The organism is Roseivirga sp. BDSF3-8 (genome assembly GCF_041449215.1).
Taxonomy (GTDB): Bacteria; Bacteroidota; Bacteroidia; order Cytophagales; family Cyclobacteriaceae; genus JBGNFV01.
The window spans coordinates 4377570-4396754 of the sequence record NZ_JBGNFV010000001.1 but is presented as its reverse complement, the minus strand read 5'-3'; the positions used below and the strand labels follow the sequence as shown (position 1 = coordinate 4396754).

The following is a 19185-nucleotide window of genomic DNA, read 5'->3' as shown; positions in this document are numbered from 1 at the left end:
CATGAAAACCTCTCCCTGTAAACCATCAGCCCGTGGATCAGGCGAATCCCTATTAGTAATAAATGACCTCCGCCTCAGGCTGACTTTCTCTGAAATCTTCCACCTCACCAGAGCTGATCCGCGTATTGAAACACTTAAGCATAATCAGGTTAGGTAACTCTTCCAGGTCATTAAGTCTTCGTACACGCGTATTCGATATATCCAGCCTGGTCAGGGTACGTACATTTTCCAGCTCATCTATTCGCTTGATGGGCGTACCCGAGCAGTCCAGCACCTCCAGGGAGGGGTGGTTCTCTAACGCCTCCAGTTCTTCCACCGCCGTGTTCGCTACCTTTAACACCCGCAGGCTATCAGCATTCTTCAAAGGAGCAAGTCTTTGCAAAGGGTTAGCGCTCACATCCAGATAAGTAAGCCGCGGTAGCCTTGCCGCAAAGTCCAGATTAGTAACTCCGCTACGCACGATAGTAACGCGCTGCAGGCGGTCCAGCATCTCCAGTGGAGACAACATACCAAGCCGGCTTTGCTCCTGAATATTAATTTCTTCCAGTTTTAGTAGCTGGTGCAGCCAGCGCGCCGAAGGCAGGGAATCGTATCTTTCATCCTGCTCAAAGGCCGTCACATTACTCTGACCGCGCAGTGCTTCCTTCCATTCATTACTTAAACCAGTCCACCACTTTTGCAGAGAGGGCGTACGGTAAATGATCAGCGCATTGGGATAGCGATCATAATAAGCCGCTACCACCGTAGGATCAATGCCAGTACTATCTGCAATAATCGTATCCATCGCAATGTCCATCACCGGGCTAAGACTTGTAATCGGCGTATAGCTAATGTTCAGGTAGCGTAGTCCCGTATGCGTATTTAGCGGATCCAGCGAAGCAATTTTGGTTCGCGACAGATTCAGATAATGCAGGTCGGTAAGGCCGCGAAGCGGTTCAATGCTGTAAAAGGTCTGCCCTTCTGCATCAAGACTTCTGAGCCGGTGCATCACTTCAAGAGGCTTAAGCGTCCATAGCTGCTTCTCAGGCGATATCGTCAGTTGCGTCAGATTCACCATCTGGGCAAGATCCTCACGCGTCGGTTCACCCTGTAGTCCCGTCGCTTCCCTGAAAACAGCCCGCCAGTCGTCTACCAGCATATTCCACCAATTCTCTATCTGTCTGATGCCGCTCACTACCAGTGTTCCTTCATGACTGTTCATAAAGGTTTCTGCATCTTCACGGCTTATGCCAGTGTTGTCACAATAGATCCTTTCTACCTTTTCCAGGCCATCCAGAGGCGACAATGAGGCTACCCGAGTGCTGTCTATGATAAGAATACGCAGGTTTTTAGCCGCCGACAATGGCTCCAGGCTGGCAAGTTCTGTATAAGAGGCGTCCAGCACCTCCAGTTTATTAAGCTGACTGAGGAAGTCAAAAGCCACAGCAGGTACATTGGCAAGGCGCAAGTCTGTAAGCTGATTCAGTTTCTGTAGCGGCGCCAGAGAATCCAAAGGAGTATACCCTACCGATAGCCGCTGTAACTTCGGAAACTGGGTAAGTTCTGAGGCATTCTTCAGATTAGTACTATCAGCAATCAGCCTTTCCAGTCCGCTGGTATACCTTAGCGGGTCCAATGTGGACACAGGGGTGCCGCTTATCGTCAGTTGCTTAAGCGAAGTAAGATTGCGTATGGGGGTCAGGTCGCTAATCTGGGTCCGCGCTACATTAAGATCCTCCAACTCAGATAGCTGCTGCAGTGGCTCCAGGCTTATAATGAGTCCGTTATCGCTTATATCCAATCGCTTAAGTCCTGCTACCTCCTGTAGCTGGTCATATCCCAGCGTATCGGAGATGATATTCGCTTGCCTGCGAAAGATTTCCTGCCAGGCATAACTAAGGCCATTCCACCATTTATACAGCTCCTCCTTTTTGTTTAGAGGCGACGTGTATACACTTACAATTCGCAGATCGCTGCTCTCAGGATCCAGGTTAAGCTCAATGAATCGTTCCCGGCTATTACTAACTGAATCCCCCTTGTTCGTAACAGCATTCAGCGTACGAACAGCCGAAACCTTAAAGGCCAGTTGACCCTCGTCACTCACCAGTGGCTCCACCTTGGTCACTTCTACGTCAAAGGTGGCACTTTCAAAGAAAAAGTCTATGTCCTGCAAGTAGGCCTGAACATCTTTATAGGTAGCTACGCTGCGGTTCTCAGCCAGGTCATCCTCCACCTGCACCTCCTCATCACGAAAAGCTTTAGCATAGCTATTAGCAATAATGGTCTGCTTGTCCGAGGTCGCCGTTAGAGGGTCGCCCAGCAGATTCATCATGTACTCATAAAAAGCCACCAGTTCGCGCGCATTTTCCTGGTAAGCCTCCTGCTGTTCAGGACTGAGAGCCTTATCATCTTGCCGGGCCTCTGCAGGATAGGCCATGCCCACCAGAAAAAAAACGAACAAGTAGCCTAATGCCTTAATTCTCATAATAGATAAGTTTCCGGAGTACTTCAGCTTGCTTCGTCGTCACCCGCGTGAGGTCGCTTATCAGCCAGCCGCGGTTATAGCCACTGCGGTTAAACTCAGATATTTTAAAGTACCAGTTGTCCAGTTGGAAAAAGTGAAAATCCACTCCCCTCACTGTCTTGAAGCTCATATTACCTTTTCTTACCTCATACAGCATAAGGCTCAGGTGATCAGGGCCGTATTGTCGGGAGGTATAATCCACCACCTTTTCACGGTTGCGAAACGCCTTGTTCAGATTCATAAAATCCAGTTCATGACTCATGGGGTGCAAAAAGCGCTCATTAGTAGTATCTGCGGTAAACAGCGCCTCAAACGGAGCAAAATAAGCTTTCTCAATCACCCATTTACTACCTACAGACTCCTCCTGCAAGCTCAGAAACAGCGTGGCATTCTGGTCACGCCCCTCAAAGTTTACCGTGATACGTACCTCTGCAAACCACTTGCCGCTGTGAAAATCCAGAAACTCAGGCGATCCGTCAGCCGCTACCTCATTAATAAACTGTAGCTTCCGGTCTTTAGGGATAGTTACGTTCTGATTATCAAATAGCGTGGTAAGATAGTTTTTCCGCAGTTTTTCGCTGCGGTATTCCCTGTCACGTGGATAATAGCGGTTGCCCTCCGTGTCTTCCTCACCATTGAAGCGCCGAAAGAACTGGTTCACCTGCTTCACTTCCGCGTAGAGCTGAGACTCGTCGCCCATATACTCCCCCACACTTTGCGCAGCGGCCGGCGGGTAGCCGGCCGTTATACATAGGCAACCTATCAGAAATAATCGTGTGAGTTTACTCATGAAGTTGTTTCTACCACCCGTACATCACCCAGCAGCACATCCCAGAAGTCAATCATACGACCCCCGATCTGTGTCTTTTTCTTCTCTACAAATATGGTGATGTCTTTTTTGGTAGTATCCTTATACTGCAGCCCGTCATCCGAGCGGCCTTCGAAGCGCTGGTATACCGTAATCACGCCCACATAGCGGCCATCAGGCTGCTGCTCCAGGTCAGAAATATACTGGATATCGAACCACTTGATGTCCACCTGGTCGTAGTTCAGCGCCATGAGACGCTTGAAATACTCGCGCACCTGGTAGTAGATCACCTCATCACGGCTAAGGGAGGATACGCCCATTTCCGCACCCGGGGCAAAAAGCTCCGTCGCCCGGTCTATCACCCGGTTCGCCTCTGAAAACTGCGTGTCCTTACTACCTATTATACTGATGTAGCGGCTCAGGTCCCTTACCTTCTCCATCGCTAAGGAATCTATAGCACGCTTGCGCTCAGGGGATATTTCATTTTGCTGTGCCTGTGCAGTAAAGGCAGTACCGCAAAGCAGGCATATCATAAAAGCTAATCTGGCTATTTTCATATCGTATTTATTCAAAAAAAAGGATCATAATTATTGACAAAAGCTTGGACAAATCAGTCCTTGATCAATTCAAGCTCTTTAATCTTGCCGTTATCATCCAGCACGATCTTGTCCACGCTATGGGGTGTCTGCTGCTGATCCTTCAGGTAGTTCAGGTATTTCGTAATATTCGTAGGTTCGTCGTAGTCCGTATTGTCCGCATCTTTATAAATAATGATAAGTACCAGCGCATCCGGCCCGGAGAACATGCTCAGCGTTTGCTGTATGCTCTGGTTCGCTGCTGCGGTACTGGAAGCATTAGCAATGGCTCCGAACTGCTGCTCAAGCTGTGCTTCACGAGTCATGCTGTTGCCAGAACCTTCCCGGTCACGCTCTGCCAGTCTGCGCTCAGTAGCCAGGTGCTCTTCTGCACGCGCTATCATCCGGTCTATTTCAGGATCATTAAGATTCATGTCTTTAACCTCCTGCAAAAGCCGTTCCTTTTCTTCAAGGCTCAGATTATCATCCTCCATTATGTCCAGTAACATAGAGCGGGCTTCAGCTTTACGTTCCTCCAGCATAGCGCGCTCCTTTGCCGCTGCTTCGGCAGCCGCTTTCTTCTGGCTCTTACAGCCTGCACCCGCCATCAGGGAGGCAAAAAGGAAGGTGAACATTACCAGCCGGCCAAAGCTAAGGCGGCTTTTAAAAAGGTGTATAAGGCTCATATTCAAGTGATAAGATTCAGGAAAAAAATTTCTTAAAATTAGCAAAATAAATTTCCGTTCATAAAAAGTATTATTTGAAGATAACATGAGTGACACCCACTCTATCCAGCCAAATAATAGTACATTACCCCTATTACGAACAATCACGAGGGATGTTTTATGAAGCGGCGTATTTTTTTACCAACCGCATCCGCAAGGGAAGGTTACCCGTTTAGGTGTCGTATATTATTTTTTGCTTTCTAATCTGAGTACCCCAGGTCAATTAGGGCAAGCCACTATTTTTCCAAAGTCTACCATGAGCGCCTCAAGCCGGTTTACGGCACCATTTAATCAACCACAGGTAATGAAAAGATTCAGACATTTATCTAATAAGAGAACGCCCCTGACCAGCCTGGCCCAAGCCAATGTCAATATGGAAGGATTAGGGTAGTCTCCTGTCCCTTAGCCAATAGAATCAAAAGTGCGATATGACTACTCGCGGTAGTAATGGGTAAGATTTGAGGCAAGGCATCCAACAGGTTACGTATCTTTCCTTTGTATCAAATTGTATTCATCCAATATGTGACCCTGTAAGTACCCTATACCAATCCTATAGTGATCCCATAGTCATCCTATAGTCAGACTGTGGAGAAATTATAAGCCTTATATTAGGACTATTTACTGATTTAGTCAGGCAGGTAGCTAAGAGGAAAGCCAAGCGGGTAGATGTAAAATCAGAGTGTATTAACAGTAGTGAATTGAGCTACCCGCTCCTACCCTTATACTCGGGGATTGCAATAGCCAGCCTGAAGCGTTGATACTTATCCACACCACTCTGGTTGGCGATATATTCAATATTTCTCTTAATCAATCATTCCGTTATTCAATTACTCCAGCAATCACCCTTCCCCAACTAAACACTTCCAACAACTCTATTATTCTATTACTCAATTATTCTATCATTCCCACATTCAAAATTCATCCTTTAGCCCCTTCCATCCGGAACAAGCTGCGCCTATACAAGTCTGTGCCCAAATCAACCATTCAATAAACCAATTACGCTGTTACTATATAATTCAGGCTACTCCAGCAATCACCCTTCCCCAACTAAACACTTCCAACAACTCTATTATTCTATTACTCAATTATTCTATCATTCCCACATTCAAAATTCACCCTTTAGCCCCTTCCATCCGGAACAAGCTGCGCCTATACAAGTCTGTGCCCAAATCAACCATTCAATAAATCAATTACGCTGTTACTCTATAATCCCCTTCCTCCCTCAAGCCAGGTGCGGTACCGTGTAAGGCACATACTCATCCAGGTCACAGCGCTCCATAAACTCATTATTGAAAAGATGTTGCACCTCCCGGGTCATAACACGGGACCGTTGTTTTTTCCAATCAGTAAGAGCTTCTTCCCCATACATCCACTCCAGCAGAGGTCCGGTTAACAAACGATTGATCTTGCCCCAGTGAAGCGTATAAATAATGCCCTCTGCCTGTAATCGCCTTCCCAGTTCTTTCACAAAATTATGGTTGATCCGAGCATCCACCCCGTCTAATTCCACTACACACGTATTTTCCCATTTAGTGAAACCCAGCGTCGCCCTGGTGCCTTTTACGAAGCGCATGGCGAGCACCCCCGCCAGTTTGATCCGTTTATTCACCTCAAGCGAGATATCAATCACACGACGTACATTTTTCCTGTCCACCCCAAGGGCAGCACTGAACAGCTTCCCCCTGAACACCGTATTGCGAAAAGTCTCACCAATCGTACCCACCGCATCATCCGGCCGGTCATAAGCCAGGTCAAACAGAGAATTGACCAGTTTGGGAATCAACCCCCGGCTCAGGAAACCTCCCACACTCGCTTTGTCCAGAACTGTCTGCATAAAGCCCAGCGTATCATCACCATAAGTATACCCCTGCCCCGGAGCATCTATTCTATTATAGTCACTACGGTAAGGCACCTTATGCATGCCCCGAAGGTAAGCCCCCTTCTCAGGGTCATTAAAGGCAAAATCATGAGGATTTATCGCAAGCTCAAAGTGGTATAAAGGATGGGCCCTATCATCCGCAGAGTAGCGGAGGTAATCACTAATGGCATCGTAGTTATTGTTAGTGACTGCATCATCCAGCCGGTCATCATAGGGCACACGCCGCAGCTTTTGCTCCAACAAAAACTTATCCTCCACCTCTACCAACACCCCATGTATGATACCAAAGCTTCCGAAGCTCACCAGGGCCGCGTTAAATAGCTCATCATCATGTACCACCTCTGCCCCTATCTTTTCATGAAAGGCGGCAGAGGTTATCTTCCGGCTCGCCCGTTCCACATAAATATGCCGGTCTGGCCCGGTAATAATATGCATACCCACTATCATATCCGGCAACGAACCGTACCCGATGGCCGCCCCATGGGTATTCGTGCTAAATGCCCCTACGATAGTCTGCCCGTTGCTACCCCCCGAGACGCGCAGGCATTTGGGCGGATTACTTTCCTCCTCCAGGTACCTACTGATGTCTATTATGGTATTACCGCACTGCAAAAAGCGGTAATCCTCTGCCCGGTGCCCCTGGGCAAGGTAAGCAGGGGCAAAGTTCTCTTCAGATAAATTAAACTTATGGCGGCAGCGCTTGGTATGAATGATCGCGTCATCGCTCATCGCCACTTTACTAAGAGACCAGCCACTACCTATAGCACGCACAGATAGTTGTTTCTCTAAAGCCCTTTTAATGATCCATTGAAAATTACTCGTACAGGCATTGTACTGTTGCAGCCCACTCATCTGTCCCCAGGCCTCATCCTGCAGATGCACGTCAAAGGACTGATCCTCATCAAGGGGCTGAATAAAATTCACGTGAGCATTACTGAATTCTTTGATTTTTAGAGGTCTTATTCCCGCGGGATAGTTCATGGTGTTGGCGTTTATTAAGGTGATCAGAATAGTAGGCAAAAGACTAGATATCCGAAGCCGGAGGCTCGTAAGGGCAGCATTCATATACCACCTGCATAGGTACCGCCATGCCCAGACTCAAAGCACCAATGAGCAGGTAGCCAAAGTTTGTTTTAGCCGAGACAATACACATAGATTCGCACAGTTCGTCCGTACGGCTATCATTAGGTTGCATCAGGCCCCAGAAGTATACCCATTCCGTTACCTGATGAGGCTGTAGGTCAGCAGAATCGTATTGGCTCACCACACGCAGGTTCATACACCCCTCAGAGATAGTAAGCAGGCTTATAAGAAGGAGGCATTGAAGGATTCTCATCATGGCATTTTTTATATTTAATTGATGGTTACCCCACAAGTAACCTATCAAAATGGAATATTAATCCCCTCATATTCAATGAATTTGCTTTTGTCCAGCACAAGGCATATCGCCAATCAGTCATACCATCATCGCTCCTTCAACAGCTATTTAGTTGCAGCAGGCTCCCCCCTGTCTATCATAATCAGCAACCCGACCATGGAAAGAGCCTGAATATTTTTTGTATATACAATCAGTATGTATTAAATAGCCCCTACTTACCATTTGCCAATGAAGCACCCACAGGAGAACTTCCCCTCCTATACCCCCCCAGCCTACCTGTTCAATAAACACGTCCAGACAATCGTTCCTGCACTTTTTCGCCGTGTAAAGGAAATAAAGTATGAGCGGGAACGCATTGACACACCTGATGGAGACTTCCTGGATCTGGACTGGTCATATACAGCCAACAGCCGGCAAAAGCTTGTAATTGTGTCTCACGGACTGGAAGGTGATGCCAACCGTCCATATGTCAAAGGCATGGTCAGGGCATTTAACCAGGCCGGCTACGATGCCCTGGCCTGGAACTACCGTGGTTGTAGTGGTGAAATGAACCGCCTGCCCCGTTTCTACCACAGCGGAGCTACCGAAGACCTGCAGGTAGTACTAGAGCACGCTATCCATAAGAAAAGATATACAGAAGTGGTACTGAACGGCTTTAGTCTGGGGGGAAACCTTACCCTGAAGTACCTCGGCGAGTTGCCCCTCGCAAGCCGGGGAGATGGCTTTGCTTCAGCCATTCGCAAAGCCATTGTGTTTTCTGTGCCCCTGGACCTGCACGATTGCCTTAAAGAACTTTCCAGACCCGGTAATTTTGTATATAGTAGACGATTTCTCCGAAACCTTAAGGAAAAAGTACGGAGAAAAGCCGTCCTAATGCCGGAAGAGGTAGATGCTTCCCCACTGAAAGATATCAAAGACCTGAAAACCTTTGACAACCTGTATACTTCCATTTTGCATGGCTTTCGCGATGCAGTAGACTATTACGAGCAGTGCAGCTCTATAAGCTTTCTGGATCACATTACAGTAGATACCCTCATCATTAACGCAGCAAATGACCCCTTTTTGGGGCCATCATGCTATCCGTTACATGAATTGAAGAACCACCCCACCATAAGTCTGGAGGTGCCGGAACAAGGTGGCCACTGTGGCTTTGCTGATAGCCACCACACAGGCCTCTATTGGTCTGAACGCAGAGCGCTACAGTTTCTCGATCAGTAGCGATTTATTACATTTTACACCACCCCCTTCATTGGGCGTTACATATATTATTTGTTATTTTACTGTATATAAAAATCAGGCAAGGGAAGATATGCTGGAAAGGTTTTCAATTACATCACCTGCAGAGGTATTGGAAAAACGGTTCGAAAGAGAGATGCCAAAGGCCTACAAGCCTTTATATAATATCGCTCCAACCGAACTGGCCCCGGTGGTGACAAACGACAGCCCCAAAGGCTTCTCCTTTTTTTACTGGGGTGAAAGACCCGAAACCGGCCGTAACAGACGCCTGACGCCAAAACTCTACCTGGCAGGCCATGACACCCTGCAAACAAAAGCCACCAACCGCAATGCCCTTAAGTCCCGTCGCTGTCTGGTACCTGCAGACGGTTTTTTTGAGTGGAAGGTAATTGGCAAAAAGACACGTATCCCCTACCGTATCCACATGCAGGATAAGCTGTCCTTTGCCATGGCCGGCCTGTGGGATGAATACCTGGATGAGGACTCAGGCGAAATGATCCATACCTTTCGCCTCATAACCACCCCCGCCAACAAGCCCGTAGGTATGGTCACCGAAACCATGCCAGCCATACTTACCCGCGAGATGGAAGACCAGTGGCTGAAGGACGGCCAGGAGCCTGAACAATACCTGGAAATGTTGCAGCCATATCCGAAAGAGTCAGAAATGGACTATTACACATGTACAGCCATGTTTAGTAAAAAGGGAGTAAACGGTCCTGAGGTACTGAGACCCGCCCCTTCTGCCGACCAGCATGGGAACTTAACGCTCTTTAGTTAAGGTTTGAGGGAGTACATGCGTAAACTGATCTTGCTATTTATATGCTGTGCTACAGGACTTATCTCCTATGCTCAGCCCCCGGAAACACTACTCCAAACTGCCCAGCAGCTAATGAACTCAGGGAAGTTTGCTGAGGCAAAACGACTCTATGAGATCGTTCTTAAAAACGATCCTGAGCGCTACATAGCCGCCTATCGCCTGGCGGAAATACACGAGCAACAAAAGGATTACCGTAAGAGCCTGGCCTACCTGAATACAGCCATGGACATCGCGCTGCGCTTTGAGCAGATGGCCGAAGAAGATACTTCCTCTGCAGCCAGCGCCTGGAATCAACAGCAATTTGAGGAGCGGCTTGCTACACTTTATCATTACCAGGGCAGCCTGCGCAATCGCCTGGGAGAGCCTTACCGGGCACTGGAGTCATTCGAACGCTCCATGGCCCTCGACAGTCCTTACTCTGCCAGCCTCTATACAGACCAGGCCATAAGCTTTGCTCAGCTACAGGAAAATGAAAAGGCTGAGAAGCTTTATATTAAAGCCATTCAAACGGACAGTGCCGCTGAGGAGGCCTACTATAACCTGGCCCTACTTAGGCAAAAGCAAAAGCTCCCCGATAAGGCAGATAGCCTGCTTGAAATATCCCTTCGTGTTGCTCCGAAAAATGTACAAGGCTGGGTCCTAAAAGGCAATCTGCATCTGACCCGGGAACAGTATGTACAGGCTATAGAATATTATGATAATGCCGTATCCATAGACACAGCATCGGAAGAGGCCTACTTTCAGCGCGGAGTAGCCAACAGTCGCCTCCTTAATGCAGGCAGAGCAGAAGACGACTGGACGCGGGCCATAGAGATAAATCCTTCTAATGGAGACAGCTACCGAAACCGGGGCATCGTCCGTCTCAGGCAGGAGAAGTTTGAGCAGGCACTCGAAGATTTCAACAAAGCCTTTGAACTACTGGGTAACATGTCTGATCTGTACCTGAATCGCGGTTTTGTAATGCTAATGCTTGAGCGCCCCGCCGAAGCCCTGGAAGATATTGAGAAAGTCCTTGCCACGGAGCCGGAATCATCAGACACTTATTTGCTGGCTGCAGCAGCACACAAAGCCCTTAAAAACAAAAACAAGGCCTGTACCTATTTTCGAGAAGCAATAGAAAAAGGAGCCGACCCGGACCAGGCAGAAAGGTGGTTCCGCAGAAAATGCCTCTAGGTATTATCCGGCAACAGATGTAAATTATAGAAACGCAAAGTATATATAAGCTTCGTAATTTTTTTAAGATGGAAGATATCCTCAAAAAGGCAGGCATCACAGCATTTGATGATGCTATGTACACTTTTTACCCTCAAATCCTACCATGGTGGGATGAGGAAGACCCTATAGAGGTTGAGGTGGAAGTAGGCATTGATGAGTTCGGCACTAAGTCAGTTGCCATCCTCTTCTCATACGAGATAGATGAGGTAAGAGAAAGAGACGCTATTTTTCTTTGTGAATATAAAGGAAAAGAACTGATGCAGAATACAATGGTAACAGATGCCGTAGCTGAGCATATCGGACTGGAGGATGAGCTTAACTTTCTGGATGAGGAGGAAGCTTATACCACCCAATCATTTGAGCTTACCCGCAAAGTGCTTGATAACATACTTGACCTTATCGAGAAGCCACAATTTGTGAAGAGAACCTCTTTTTGCAACCTTCCTGATGAAATGTATGAATATGCGGGCGATACGCTTAACCATTTCCTGGCTATGTACAAAGCGGCTTACGATGAGTTTTCACCCGAAAGCATCAGGGAACACCTTGAAACGGTGACTGCTATCGAAGGAGGAGAATACATTGAAGAGCTTAAGCATGACCTTAGTAGCCCTACCCTTCCTGAGGTAATGGAAGAGCATGATATAAATGATGAAGTAATCAATCTTATCGCCGTGGAGGTAAATACTTACCAATCTGTATAGAAGCACCTTACGCAAAGCACAGGAAACCCCTTGTGCCAAAAGTCATTTTTTCTGAAAAAACACGTAGTTCATATTGTAACCTTTCTACCTGCAAGCAGTATGTATGTACATACACTAAAACACACCTTGTCATGTCCCATAATGCTGTCAAAAATGTGAGCCCTTTGCAAATGCCCTGGGCTACCCGTGATCCTTTCCTTTTCTGTGTTCACCATCTGGACCGGTATCCGAAAGGTAATCAAAACCTTGGCCCGTCTGTTTCATTATCAGGCAGGGCTACAGGCAGTGATTTTAGTGGCAAGGATGGCTTTAGCATGTATCACGGGCAGAACATCCCCGGCTTTCCGGCACACCCTCACAGTGGTTTTGAGACAGTAACCATTGGCAAGCAAGGCTTTGTTGATCACAGCGATTCACTGGGAGCTGCCGGCCGGTTCGGCAGAGGCGATGTTCAATGGATGACTGCAGGAAAGGGTGTACAGCACTGCGAAATGTTTCCCCTGCTTAATCAGGAGGAGCCCAATACACTGGAAATTTTTCAGATATGGCTTAATCTGCCAAAAGCCAGCAAGAAGGTCGAACCCCATTTTGCCATGCTATGGCAGGATACTATCCCTACCTACACTTATAAAGATGAGGAGGGTCATACAACTTATGTAGATATAGTAGCCGGAGAGATCGAAGGAATGAAAGCACCAGCGCCTGCTCCCTCATCATGGGCAGCAGACCCTGGCAATGAAGTGTGCATCTGGACAATAAAAATGGAACCGGGAGCCAGGTGGACATTGCCTGTAGCTCAAGGGGAAGTAAACCGCAACATTTATCTTTACGAAGGAAACACTGTGCGTGCTAATGAGACAAACATTCCTCTGAACCATACAGCTGAGCTGGATGCAGTCGAACAGGTCACTCTCATAAATGAGGATCATACAGCCTATCTTCTATTATTACAGGGAAGGCCAATTAACGAACCTGTAGCCCAATATGGTCCATTTGTGATGAACAGCCAGGAGGAAATAAGGCAATTAATGCACGAATATGGCCGTACCGAGTTTGGGGGCTGGCCCTGGCCTTCGGCAGAAAATGTACATCATGCTGATAAGCCAAGATTTGCCAAATATGCAGATGGCAGAGAAGAATCAAGAGACAGATAAGGCAGTAAAAAATAAGGGTAGTATGATGAGCTACCTGATGAGAGCATCACATCTAAAAAGTAATTTTTTAACAAAAAATTAGATAATAATCAGCTCAATGCTTCTATTGAAAAATTACGTTATTTATATTTAATATCAATCAAATAATATTTACACTGCTTGAAAACGATCACTACAGAAAAGACCACCTTGCGTTACCCCTGTTTGATAACGCGCACTATAGCTTCCTTCGTTGATCTGCTCATTGCAGGAATAGCTGGATTGGCATTATGGGAGCTAAACAGGCTATTAGCCATCCCTCCGGTGGTAAATTATGTATCAGTCGTATTCATTATAATGTATCAGCCTGTTTGTACGTCCTTGGGGGCTACTCTGGGTCAGTATCTGATGAATATCCGTATCAGACAAGTGAACAACATGCACAAAACGATCAATATGCTTCGCTCTGTTTTTCGCTTTTTCCTAAAGCTGGTACTTAGCCTCGCATCCATGGTGCCATTGCAAACACGCGAGGACAATCGCTCCCTACATGATATCGCCTCCGGCAGTATCGTTATAAATGTATAGATAGCTTGTAAAATATGGTATCCGGTTGTGTCTAACACGTCACTTTGCAGGCAATTACAGGTGACTAACTTAGGCCGGATAACTCCTATAACTCAATACCAGCATACTAGTGGGAAAGATTACTGACCCCAAACTATTCAACACCTGCACACGAGGAGGGTAAGTCAGATTTTTTATTTTCTTTAAAAAAAAAATTACCTGATAGCATGCCTTCTGCCAGGCGATCATACCCTTCTCTTATACAGATATTTACAATTATAAAAACGAGCCCCAAAACTTGTTTTAATGGACAAATCACCCACTTACATTAAATATTATTACTGAAAAGCACATTGAAAATAAACACTTATAGTGTATTATTAGTAGTGTAGCAAGAACATTTGACCATTTGCAAGCATGAATTCTAATATTTTAAAGATAAACACGCTAAGAGATGAAGGGTCGGACAGAGATGCCGTAATGCTTCATGCTTGCTTCCAATTACTCACAGATTGTGTGGAAAAGGAAGAATTGCTAAGTGATCCGGGCGACTGGAGTGAGAGCAGTGAACTGATAGCAGCAAGAAAAGAGATAGAAGAACTGTACGTTTGGTGGAAAAACCGTGTGGCCAGTCATAATACTACTCTGGATGCTATCTGGGCAGACAGCATCCACAAAAAGGACACAGAAATGCTCATTAGGCTGATAAAGGTAAGAAGTTACCTGTGGGACTAGTCTGACAGACTCCATTGCTTTACCAGGGCATTCCTATACAGAATGCCTTTATTTTGATATCATAATTATTTCCTGGGGTTTATAACTACCTCCTTCACATCCTTCTCCACTTCCCAAATATCCAGACCCACTGGCAGGTCAAAACGATCATCATCGTTTACGGCGGTCAGGTTTGAAGCATTTTCTGTTTTGACAGTACGAAATTCGATTTTTTCCTGGTCTATGAATATCCACTTCACCTGGTTAAAACTCCCTTTACGCCTTGTCCAGTCATAACTTACGTTAGCTACCCTTGTAAGCCCCCAGCTTCCCTCACCGGTATAGATAGTTCCATTCTCATCGTCCCGAATAAAACCAGCATCTGCATCTTCTGATTCGCTGGGTTTTACGGGCCAGGTTACCTTTGCCACATGGCTGTCACACTCAATGACAAGGTCCATGCCATATTCGTAAAAGAGAGGAGCCCAGTGGGTATACTCCAGAACTTTATAGCTTTTCGACCGCTGATGAGGGGCAATGGGATGATGATACTGAGCCAGGCGCCACGTTACTTTGTCGTGGTTCTCAGCCAGATCTTTCCTTAACCAGTCCGTTTGTTTGCCTTCTATAGGGTTGAGCGTATTAAGTGTATATGCGCGAACCAGGTTACCTGCAAAATTCATGGCATATACTACATCCGGCGATGCTACATCAAACAGGTTTACAACATCCTCATTGCTCCGCTCATGATTACCTCTCGTAGGTAAGATAGGAAACATCCTTCCGTCATCCCCTATGGTATACTGCCAGTCATCAAACCAGGATATCCATTGACCGTCTGTATTGTTATTCGTGTAATCTCCGCCAAAAGCCACAAAATGCGGTCTCAGCTTCGTCACCATTATATTGGAAGATATACGGGGTTCATGCGGACCCACTTGAGCATTATTCCTTCTGGAGTCACCCCCTGCGACAATAGAAAGCCTCTTATCCGGAGAGTCAGGTAGCGTCTTGAACCAAAACCTTTGTGATCTGCCTTCAGAATCTGCAATAACGAAATAATAAGCCCTATCAGGCTTCAGCCCCTGAAGGCGCACAAAGTGGTTATTCATACTTTTGTAACTCACTACTCTGTCAGGTGACTGTGAATTAGCATAAGCCTCCGTATCCACCCCATGGTCTACCGAATCATAATACACACGTGCATCCGTACCGGAAATCTGGTTCCAGCCGATAGTCATATTATATGCAGGATCATCACGGATTATCAGCCGGTATTTATCAGTAGCAGCCTTGCAAAACTGAACCGCGAGGAGAAGAAACAGGGAAGAAAATAATATTCTTTGATAGCTCATCCGTAGAAAACAGGTTTTACGTGTACTGGCAAGAATAAGAAAAATTTTTGTACTGCCCGTGAATTTTATAAATAGCGTCCGGGATGCTAACAATCAAAAATAATACCGGCTTGTCCACTCCTGACAAATGGACCGTCATCCTCAAGGTTAGTGTAGCCATTAGTCTGCTAGGACAAGCCTACGCACACTTTCAGGGTGCTACGGCCTACCGGGCCATATTGTATACCCAGCAGCTAAGCGAATGGTGGGTGTCCCTCCTGGGGCTTACGTGGCAGGATTACATTAATAATCCGGTTATGGATAGCCGGCTGGACATGGTCATCATGGTCACAGGAGGTTTTCTGTTCATTACCGCAGTGATAAGTCTGTTTATCACTCGACGCAGTCCGCGCTGGCTTATGCTATTTCCCATAGTGGCTAGCCTCCTATTATGCCTGCAGGCTTATAGTCACTATCTAGATGCCGGTCTGCAGGCTGCTCAGTTATTTGAGTATAGTCTGCAGTCCCTTAGTCCCCTGCTTCTGGCAGGTATCTGGCTAAAAATTCCTTCCAGAGGGTTCATCTTTATGGGGCTCATACTTATAGCACTAACCTTTGCTGCCCATGGACTCTATGCCTTAGGTTATTATCCTGTACCAGGCCATTTTGTAGATATGACTATGGCCTCCCTCAACCTTTCTGATGATCTTGCCAGAACGTTACTCACTGTGGCTGGAATTGCAGATATTATGGTGGCATTGGCCCTGTTCATTAATCCGGTAAGACCCCTTGCACTGGGCTATTGTATAGTATGGGGCCTGTTCACCACTGCTGCGCGTTATACTACCTACGTCATCGGTGGGGCGCTGTTTTGGCTAACGCTGGATCAAACCCTGCCTCTCATTCTTGTGAGAGTAGTTCACTTTGGGATTCCCCTGGTCTGGTATCTGTTAAATAAAAAAGGTGTGGGTTAATCCATAAAACAGAGAGAAGCCGCCCCAACAATTCCCGCCCTATTGCCCAGTACAGCCCGGTGGATATCCACTTTTTCCATGTAGTACGGAGTGAGATATTCTTTCATAGGGCCCAGCATCGCATCCTTTATGTGGTCAAATACTGCGGAAACTCCCCCTCCTATCAGAATGGTCTTTATATCCAGAACTCTGATAGTACTAACGAGTGATTCACCTAAAAATAGCCCCACATCCGAAAACAAATCGGCTGCAAAGGGATCCCCTTCAGCAGCAAAAGTAGACAGCTCTTTAGGACTCATGTTTTCCAGGCACTTGATCTCAGTATCACCGGTATAGTTTCGCAGTTTTTCCTCCGCAATACCCATAATACCTGCTTTGCCTATATTCTGCTCCAGCCTCTTCCCGTTCTTGCTAAGAGTATGCCCCAACTCCATTCCGTTACCATCTCCCCCTCGAAAAATGGTTTTATTTATTATAGCTGCTCCACCTACTCCAGTACCAAGTGTGATGAAAAGGAAGGTCTCAGGCATATTTTCCTGTTCCGCAAAATGATACTCACCTAATGCGGCTGAGTTTGCGTCATTTTCCAGGTAAAACTTTTTGTTCTGAAACCGCCTGGTGAGGCTTGAGTGAAGATCCACGCCGTTTAGCTGTGGAATGGCGGGTACTTCAAGGGTAGTTTTGCGGTTCTTGCTAAGCATACCAGGTACTCCGACCCCAATTTTTTTAATGTCAGTATGATCCGATAAGTACCGATCCACTACATCCAGAAAGGATGGCACAAACCCCTTGGAGCTTAATTCACTAGTAGGAAACTTTCTTCTATCAATGATTTTACCATCACGGTTCACCGCAGCCATTTTTACATTGGTGCCTCCGATATCAATGCCTAAAAATTTTTTCATAGAGTAAAGTAGAAAGTGGCAGTAAACTAACCTTCAAGCATTATTATCATGCTATTTTAACGTAAAAATTACAAATTTTTACTACTGAAAATCAACCATTTAACCCCCACGATGCCAATTAGTTTGATTAGTTCGGGAAGAGAGATTTTGCCCCCATCCATTGTTCAGCGTGTAGCGCAGCGCTGACAGGGGTGCTTCCTGTCCCCATTTTTACCTACCATGATAATCGGTAGGCTTTGGTTATTCAGGGTAAACTTCCCAATCACCTACCGCACAAATCAGACACAAAATAAGGAGAAAAAAATCAAAAAAATGCTCGCAAGCATATGGAAAAGACGCTTTCTACTCTATAGAGAGTATGAAAATATACTGCTTATATACTTTCAAACGATTGCAGTTTTTTTAAAAAATACCTTAATTAACGAATACGGCGGCTACTTTCCCTGATAAGAAGGTTAGTTTTGAGAATTTTCGTCTCAGGAACAAAATCATCACCCGCTTTAGATTCATCCAGGAATAACTGGGTGGCCAGTCGACCCATTTCATAACCCGGCTGAGCCACTGTAGTAATAGATGGATGGATAATGGAAGTAATAGGCTCATTACTAAACCCTACGAGGGCCAGGTCCTCAGGGATAGCGATGCCCATCTCACGGGCTACCTTCATCACACCAATTGCCACAGGGTCACTAAAGGCCAGCAGTCCGTCCGGTTTCTCTTCACGGCTAAGCAGCTCTTTACAAGCTTTCACTCCTGCTTCTATAGTAAGGCCGGCTTCTACGATAAATTCATCTTTTACCGGTAAACCTTTGCTTTTAAGCGCATCCAGATACCCTTGTTTCCTGCTGTGTGAAATGTCAAGGCTATTAGGACCAGTCAGGTGAGCAATGTTACGGCACCCCTGTTCATAAAGGTGCTCCACTGCCCTGAAAGCCCCGTCGTGGTCATCTACTACCACACGGCTGGCAGGAATCTCCTGGCTTACCCGGTCAAAAAACACAAGAGGTATCCCCCTTTTATTTATAGACTGAAAGTGGTCGTGATCGGTAGTTTCGCTTGAAATACTCGCCAGCAGGCCATCAACCCGGCTTGACATAAGAGCATGAATATTAGTGACCTCGCGAGAATAACTTTCGTTAGACTGACAGATCATCACATTATAACCAGCTCCATAAGCTACATCCTCTATACCGCTAATAATAGTGGAGAAAAAGTAATGGACAATCTCCGGGATGACTACGCCAATTATATTAGTCTTACTTTTACGCAGGCTAAGCGCAATAGAATTAGGCTGGTAATCCAGTTTACTTGCAAGTGCTGTAACAGCCTTTTTTGTTTCCGGGCTTATGTCAGGATGATTCTTTAACGCTCTGGAAACTGTAGATGGGGAAATTTTAAGCTCCCTTGCAATGTCTTTAATGGTAATCTGCCCGCTCTTCATATCTATAGACTATTGCGTAATAATACACAAAATTTACACAAAACTTGAAGGGATATATCAATTTACCCCTTTAGAATAGGGCTCTTAGCAGGTAAAGCAGCTTTCAACTCATAGAAACCAAAGCTAATCAATATCCAATAATTGTACTTTACTAAGCATTCGACGAAAAATGTCCGTAAGTAGACTTAAATTTTAGACAGAATAAATTACATGAACAACACATTCAATGAACTGTAACCGCAAACGTTTGCGGTTACGTTTTCATTACGTAATTGTT

General features: G+C 46.0%; 17 protein-coding genes. 8 read left to right on the top strand and 9 right to left on the bottom strand.

Annotated elements, in window-relative coordinates; genetic code table 11:
• Positions 1-52 precede the first annotated feature (52 nt).
• From AB9P05_RS18125 to AB9P05_RS18100, 6 genes are all read right to left on the bottom strand, one after another.
• Complete coding sequence (locus AB9P05_RS18125; protein WP_371910252.1) at positions 53-2464, bottom strand: leucine-rich repeat domain-containing protein; 2412 nt, start codon at positions 2462-2464, stop codon at positions 53-55.
• The gene (locus AB9P05_RS18120; protein WP_371910251.1) at positions 2454-3293 is read right to left on the bottom strand and encodes a hypothetical protein; all 840 of its coding nucleotides are present in this window, start codon (positions 3291-3293) and stop codon (positions 2454-2456) included. Before AB9P05_RS18120 ends, AB9P05_RS18125 begins: the two co-directional genes overlap by 11 nt.
• On the bottom strand, positions 3290-3844 hold the full coding sequence (locus tag AB9P05_RS18115) for a hypothetical protein (RefSeq protein WP_371911365.1): 555 nt from the start codon (positions 3842-3844) through the stop codon (positions 3290-3292). The genes AB9P05_RS18120 and AB9P05_RS18115 overlap by 4 nt, the downstream gene beginning before the upstream one ends.
• Positions 3845-3921: 77 nt before the next feature.
• Positions 3922-4572: a hypothetical protein gene (locus AB9P05_RS18110; RefSeq protein WP_371910250.1), complete on the bottom strand. Its 651-nt coding sequence runs from the start codon at positions 4570-4572 to the stop codon at positions 3922-3924.
• Between the two features lie 1261 nt (positions 4573-5833).
• On the bottom strand, positions 5834-7471 hold the full coding sequence (locus tag AB9P05_RS18105) for an FAD-binding protein (RefSeq protein ID WP_371910249.1): 1638 nt from the start codon (positions 7469-7471) through the stop codon (positions 5834-5836).
• A 43-nt stretch (positions 7472-7514) separates the two neighbouring features.
• A complete protein-coding gene (locus AB9P05_RS18100; RefSeq protein ID WP_371910248.1) occupies positions 7515-7829 on the bottom strand; it encodes a hypothetical protein in 315 nt (104 codons plus the stop codon).
• Positions 7830-8096: 267 nt separating this feature from the next.
• Here AB9P05_RS18100 and AB9P05_RS18095 point away from each other — a divergent pair, with 267 nt between their 5' ends.
• The 7 genes from AB9P05_RS18095 (at position 8097) to AB9P05_RS18065 (ending at position 14275) form a co-directional block, all read left to right on the top strand.
• Positions 8097-9086 carry a YheT family hydrolase gene (locus tag AB9P05_RS18095; protein WP_371910247.1) on the top strand — a complete coding sequence of 330 codons (990 nt, stop codon included), beginning with the start codon at positions 8097-8099 and terminating at the stop codon, positions 9084-9086.
• A gap of 91 nt (positions 9087-9177) precedes the next feature.
• Positions 9178-9882: an SOS response-associated peptidase gene (locus tag AB9P05_RS18090; protein ID WP_371910246.1), complete on the top strand. Its 705-nt coding sequence runs from the start codon at positions 9178-9180 to the stop codon at positions 9880-9882.
• 15 nt (positions 9883-9897) lie between these two features.
• Positions 9898-11094, top strand: a complete 1197-nt coding sequence (locus tag AB9P05_RS18085; protein WP_371910245.1) for a tetratricopeptide repeat protein — start codon at positions 9898-9900, stop codon at positions 11092-11094.
• A 68-nt stretch (positions 11095-11162) separates the two neighbouring features.
• Positions 11163-11840, top strand: a complete 678-nt coding sequence (locus AB9P05_RS18080; RefSeq protein WP_371910244.1) for a hypothetical protein — start codon at positions 11163-11165, stop codon at positions 11838-11840.
• A 131-nt stretch (positions 11841-11971) separates the two neighbouring features.
• Positions 11972-12994: a pirin family protein gene (locus tag AB9P05_RS18075; RefSeq protein ID WP_371910243.1), complete on the top strand. Its 1023-nt coding sequence runs from the start codon at positions 11972-11974 to the stop codon at positions 12992-12994.
• A 159-nt stretch (positions 12995-13153) separates the two neighbouring features.
• Positions 13154-13561, top strand: a complete 408-nt coding sequence (locus AB9P05_RS18070; protein ID WP_371910242.1) for an RDD family protein — start codon at positions 13154-13156, stop codon at positions 13559-13561.
• 396 nt (positions 13562-13957) lie between these two features.
• Complete coding sequence (locus AB9P05_RS18065) at positions 13958-14275, top strand: hypothetical protein (RefSeq protein ID WP_371910241.1); 318 nt, start codon at positions 13958-13960, stop codon at positions 14273-14275.
• Positions 14276-14340: 65 nt separating this feature from the next.
• On the opposite strand, the gene AB9P05_RS18060 is transcribed toward AB9P05_RS18065, so the two are convergent.
• Positions 14341-15609 (bottom strand): fibronectin type III domain-containing protein, encoded by a 1269-nt coding sequence (locus tag AB9P05_RS18060; protein ID WP_371910240.1) that lies wholly within the window; start codon positions 15607-15609, stop codon positions 14341-14343.
• 83 nt (positions 15610-15692) lie between these two features.
• Between AB9P05_RS18060 and AB9P05_RS18055 the strand changes: the two genes are divergently transcribed.
• Positions 15693-16562, top strand: coding sequence for a hypothetical protein (locus AB9P05_RS18055; protein ID WP_371910239.1), 870 nt, complete (start codon positions 15693-15695; stop codon positions 16560-16562).
• On the opposite strand, the gene AB9P05_RS18050 is transcribed toward AB9P05_RS18055, so the two are convergent.
• Complete coding sequence (locus AB9P05_RS18050; RefSeq protein ID WP_371910238.1) at positions 16559-17467, bottom strand: ROK family protein; 909 nt, start codon at positions 17465-17467, stop codon at positions 16559-16561. The genes AB9P05_RS18055 and AB9P05_RS18050 overlap by 4 nt on opposite strands.
• Positions 17468-17885: 418 nt before the next feature.
• Positions 17886-18908 (bottom strand): LacI family DNA-binding transcriptional regulator, encoded by a 1023-nt coding sequence (locus AB9P05_RS18045; protein WP_371910237.1) that lies wholly within the window; start codon positions 18906-18908, stop codon positions 17886-17888.
• Between the last annotated feature and the right edge of the window lie 277 nt (positions 18909-19185).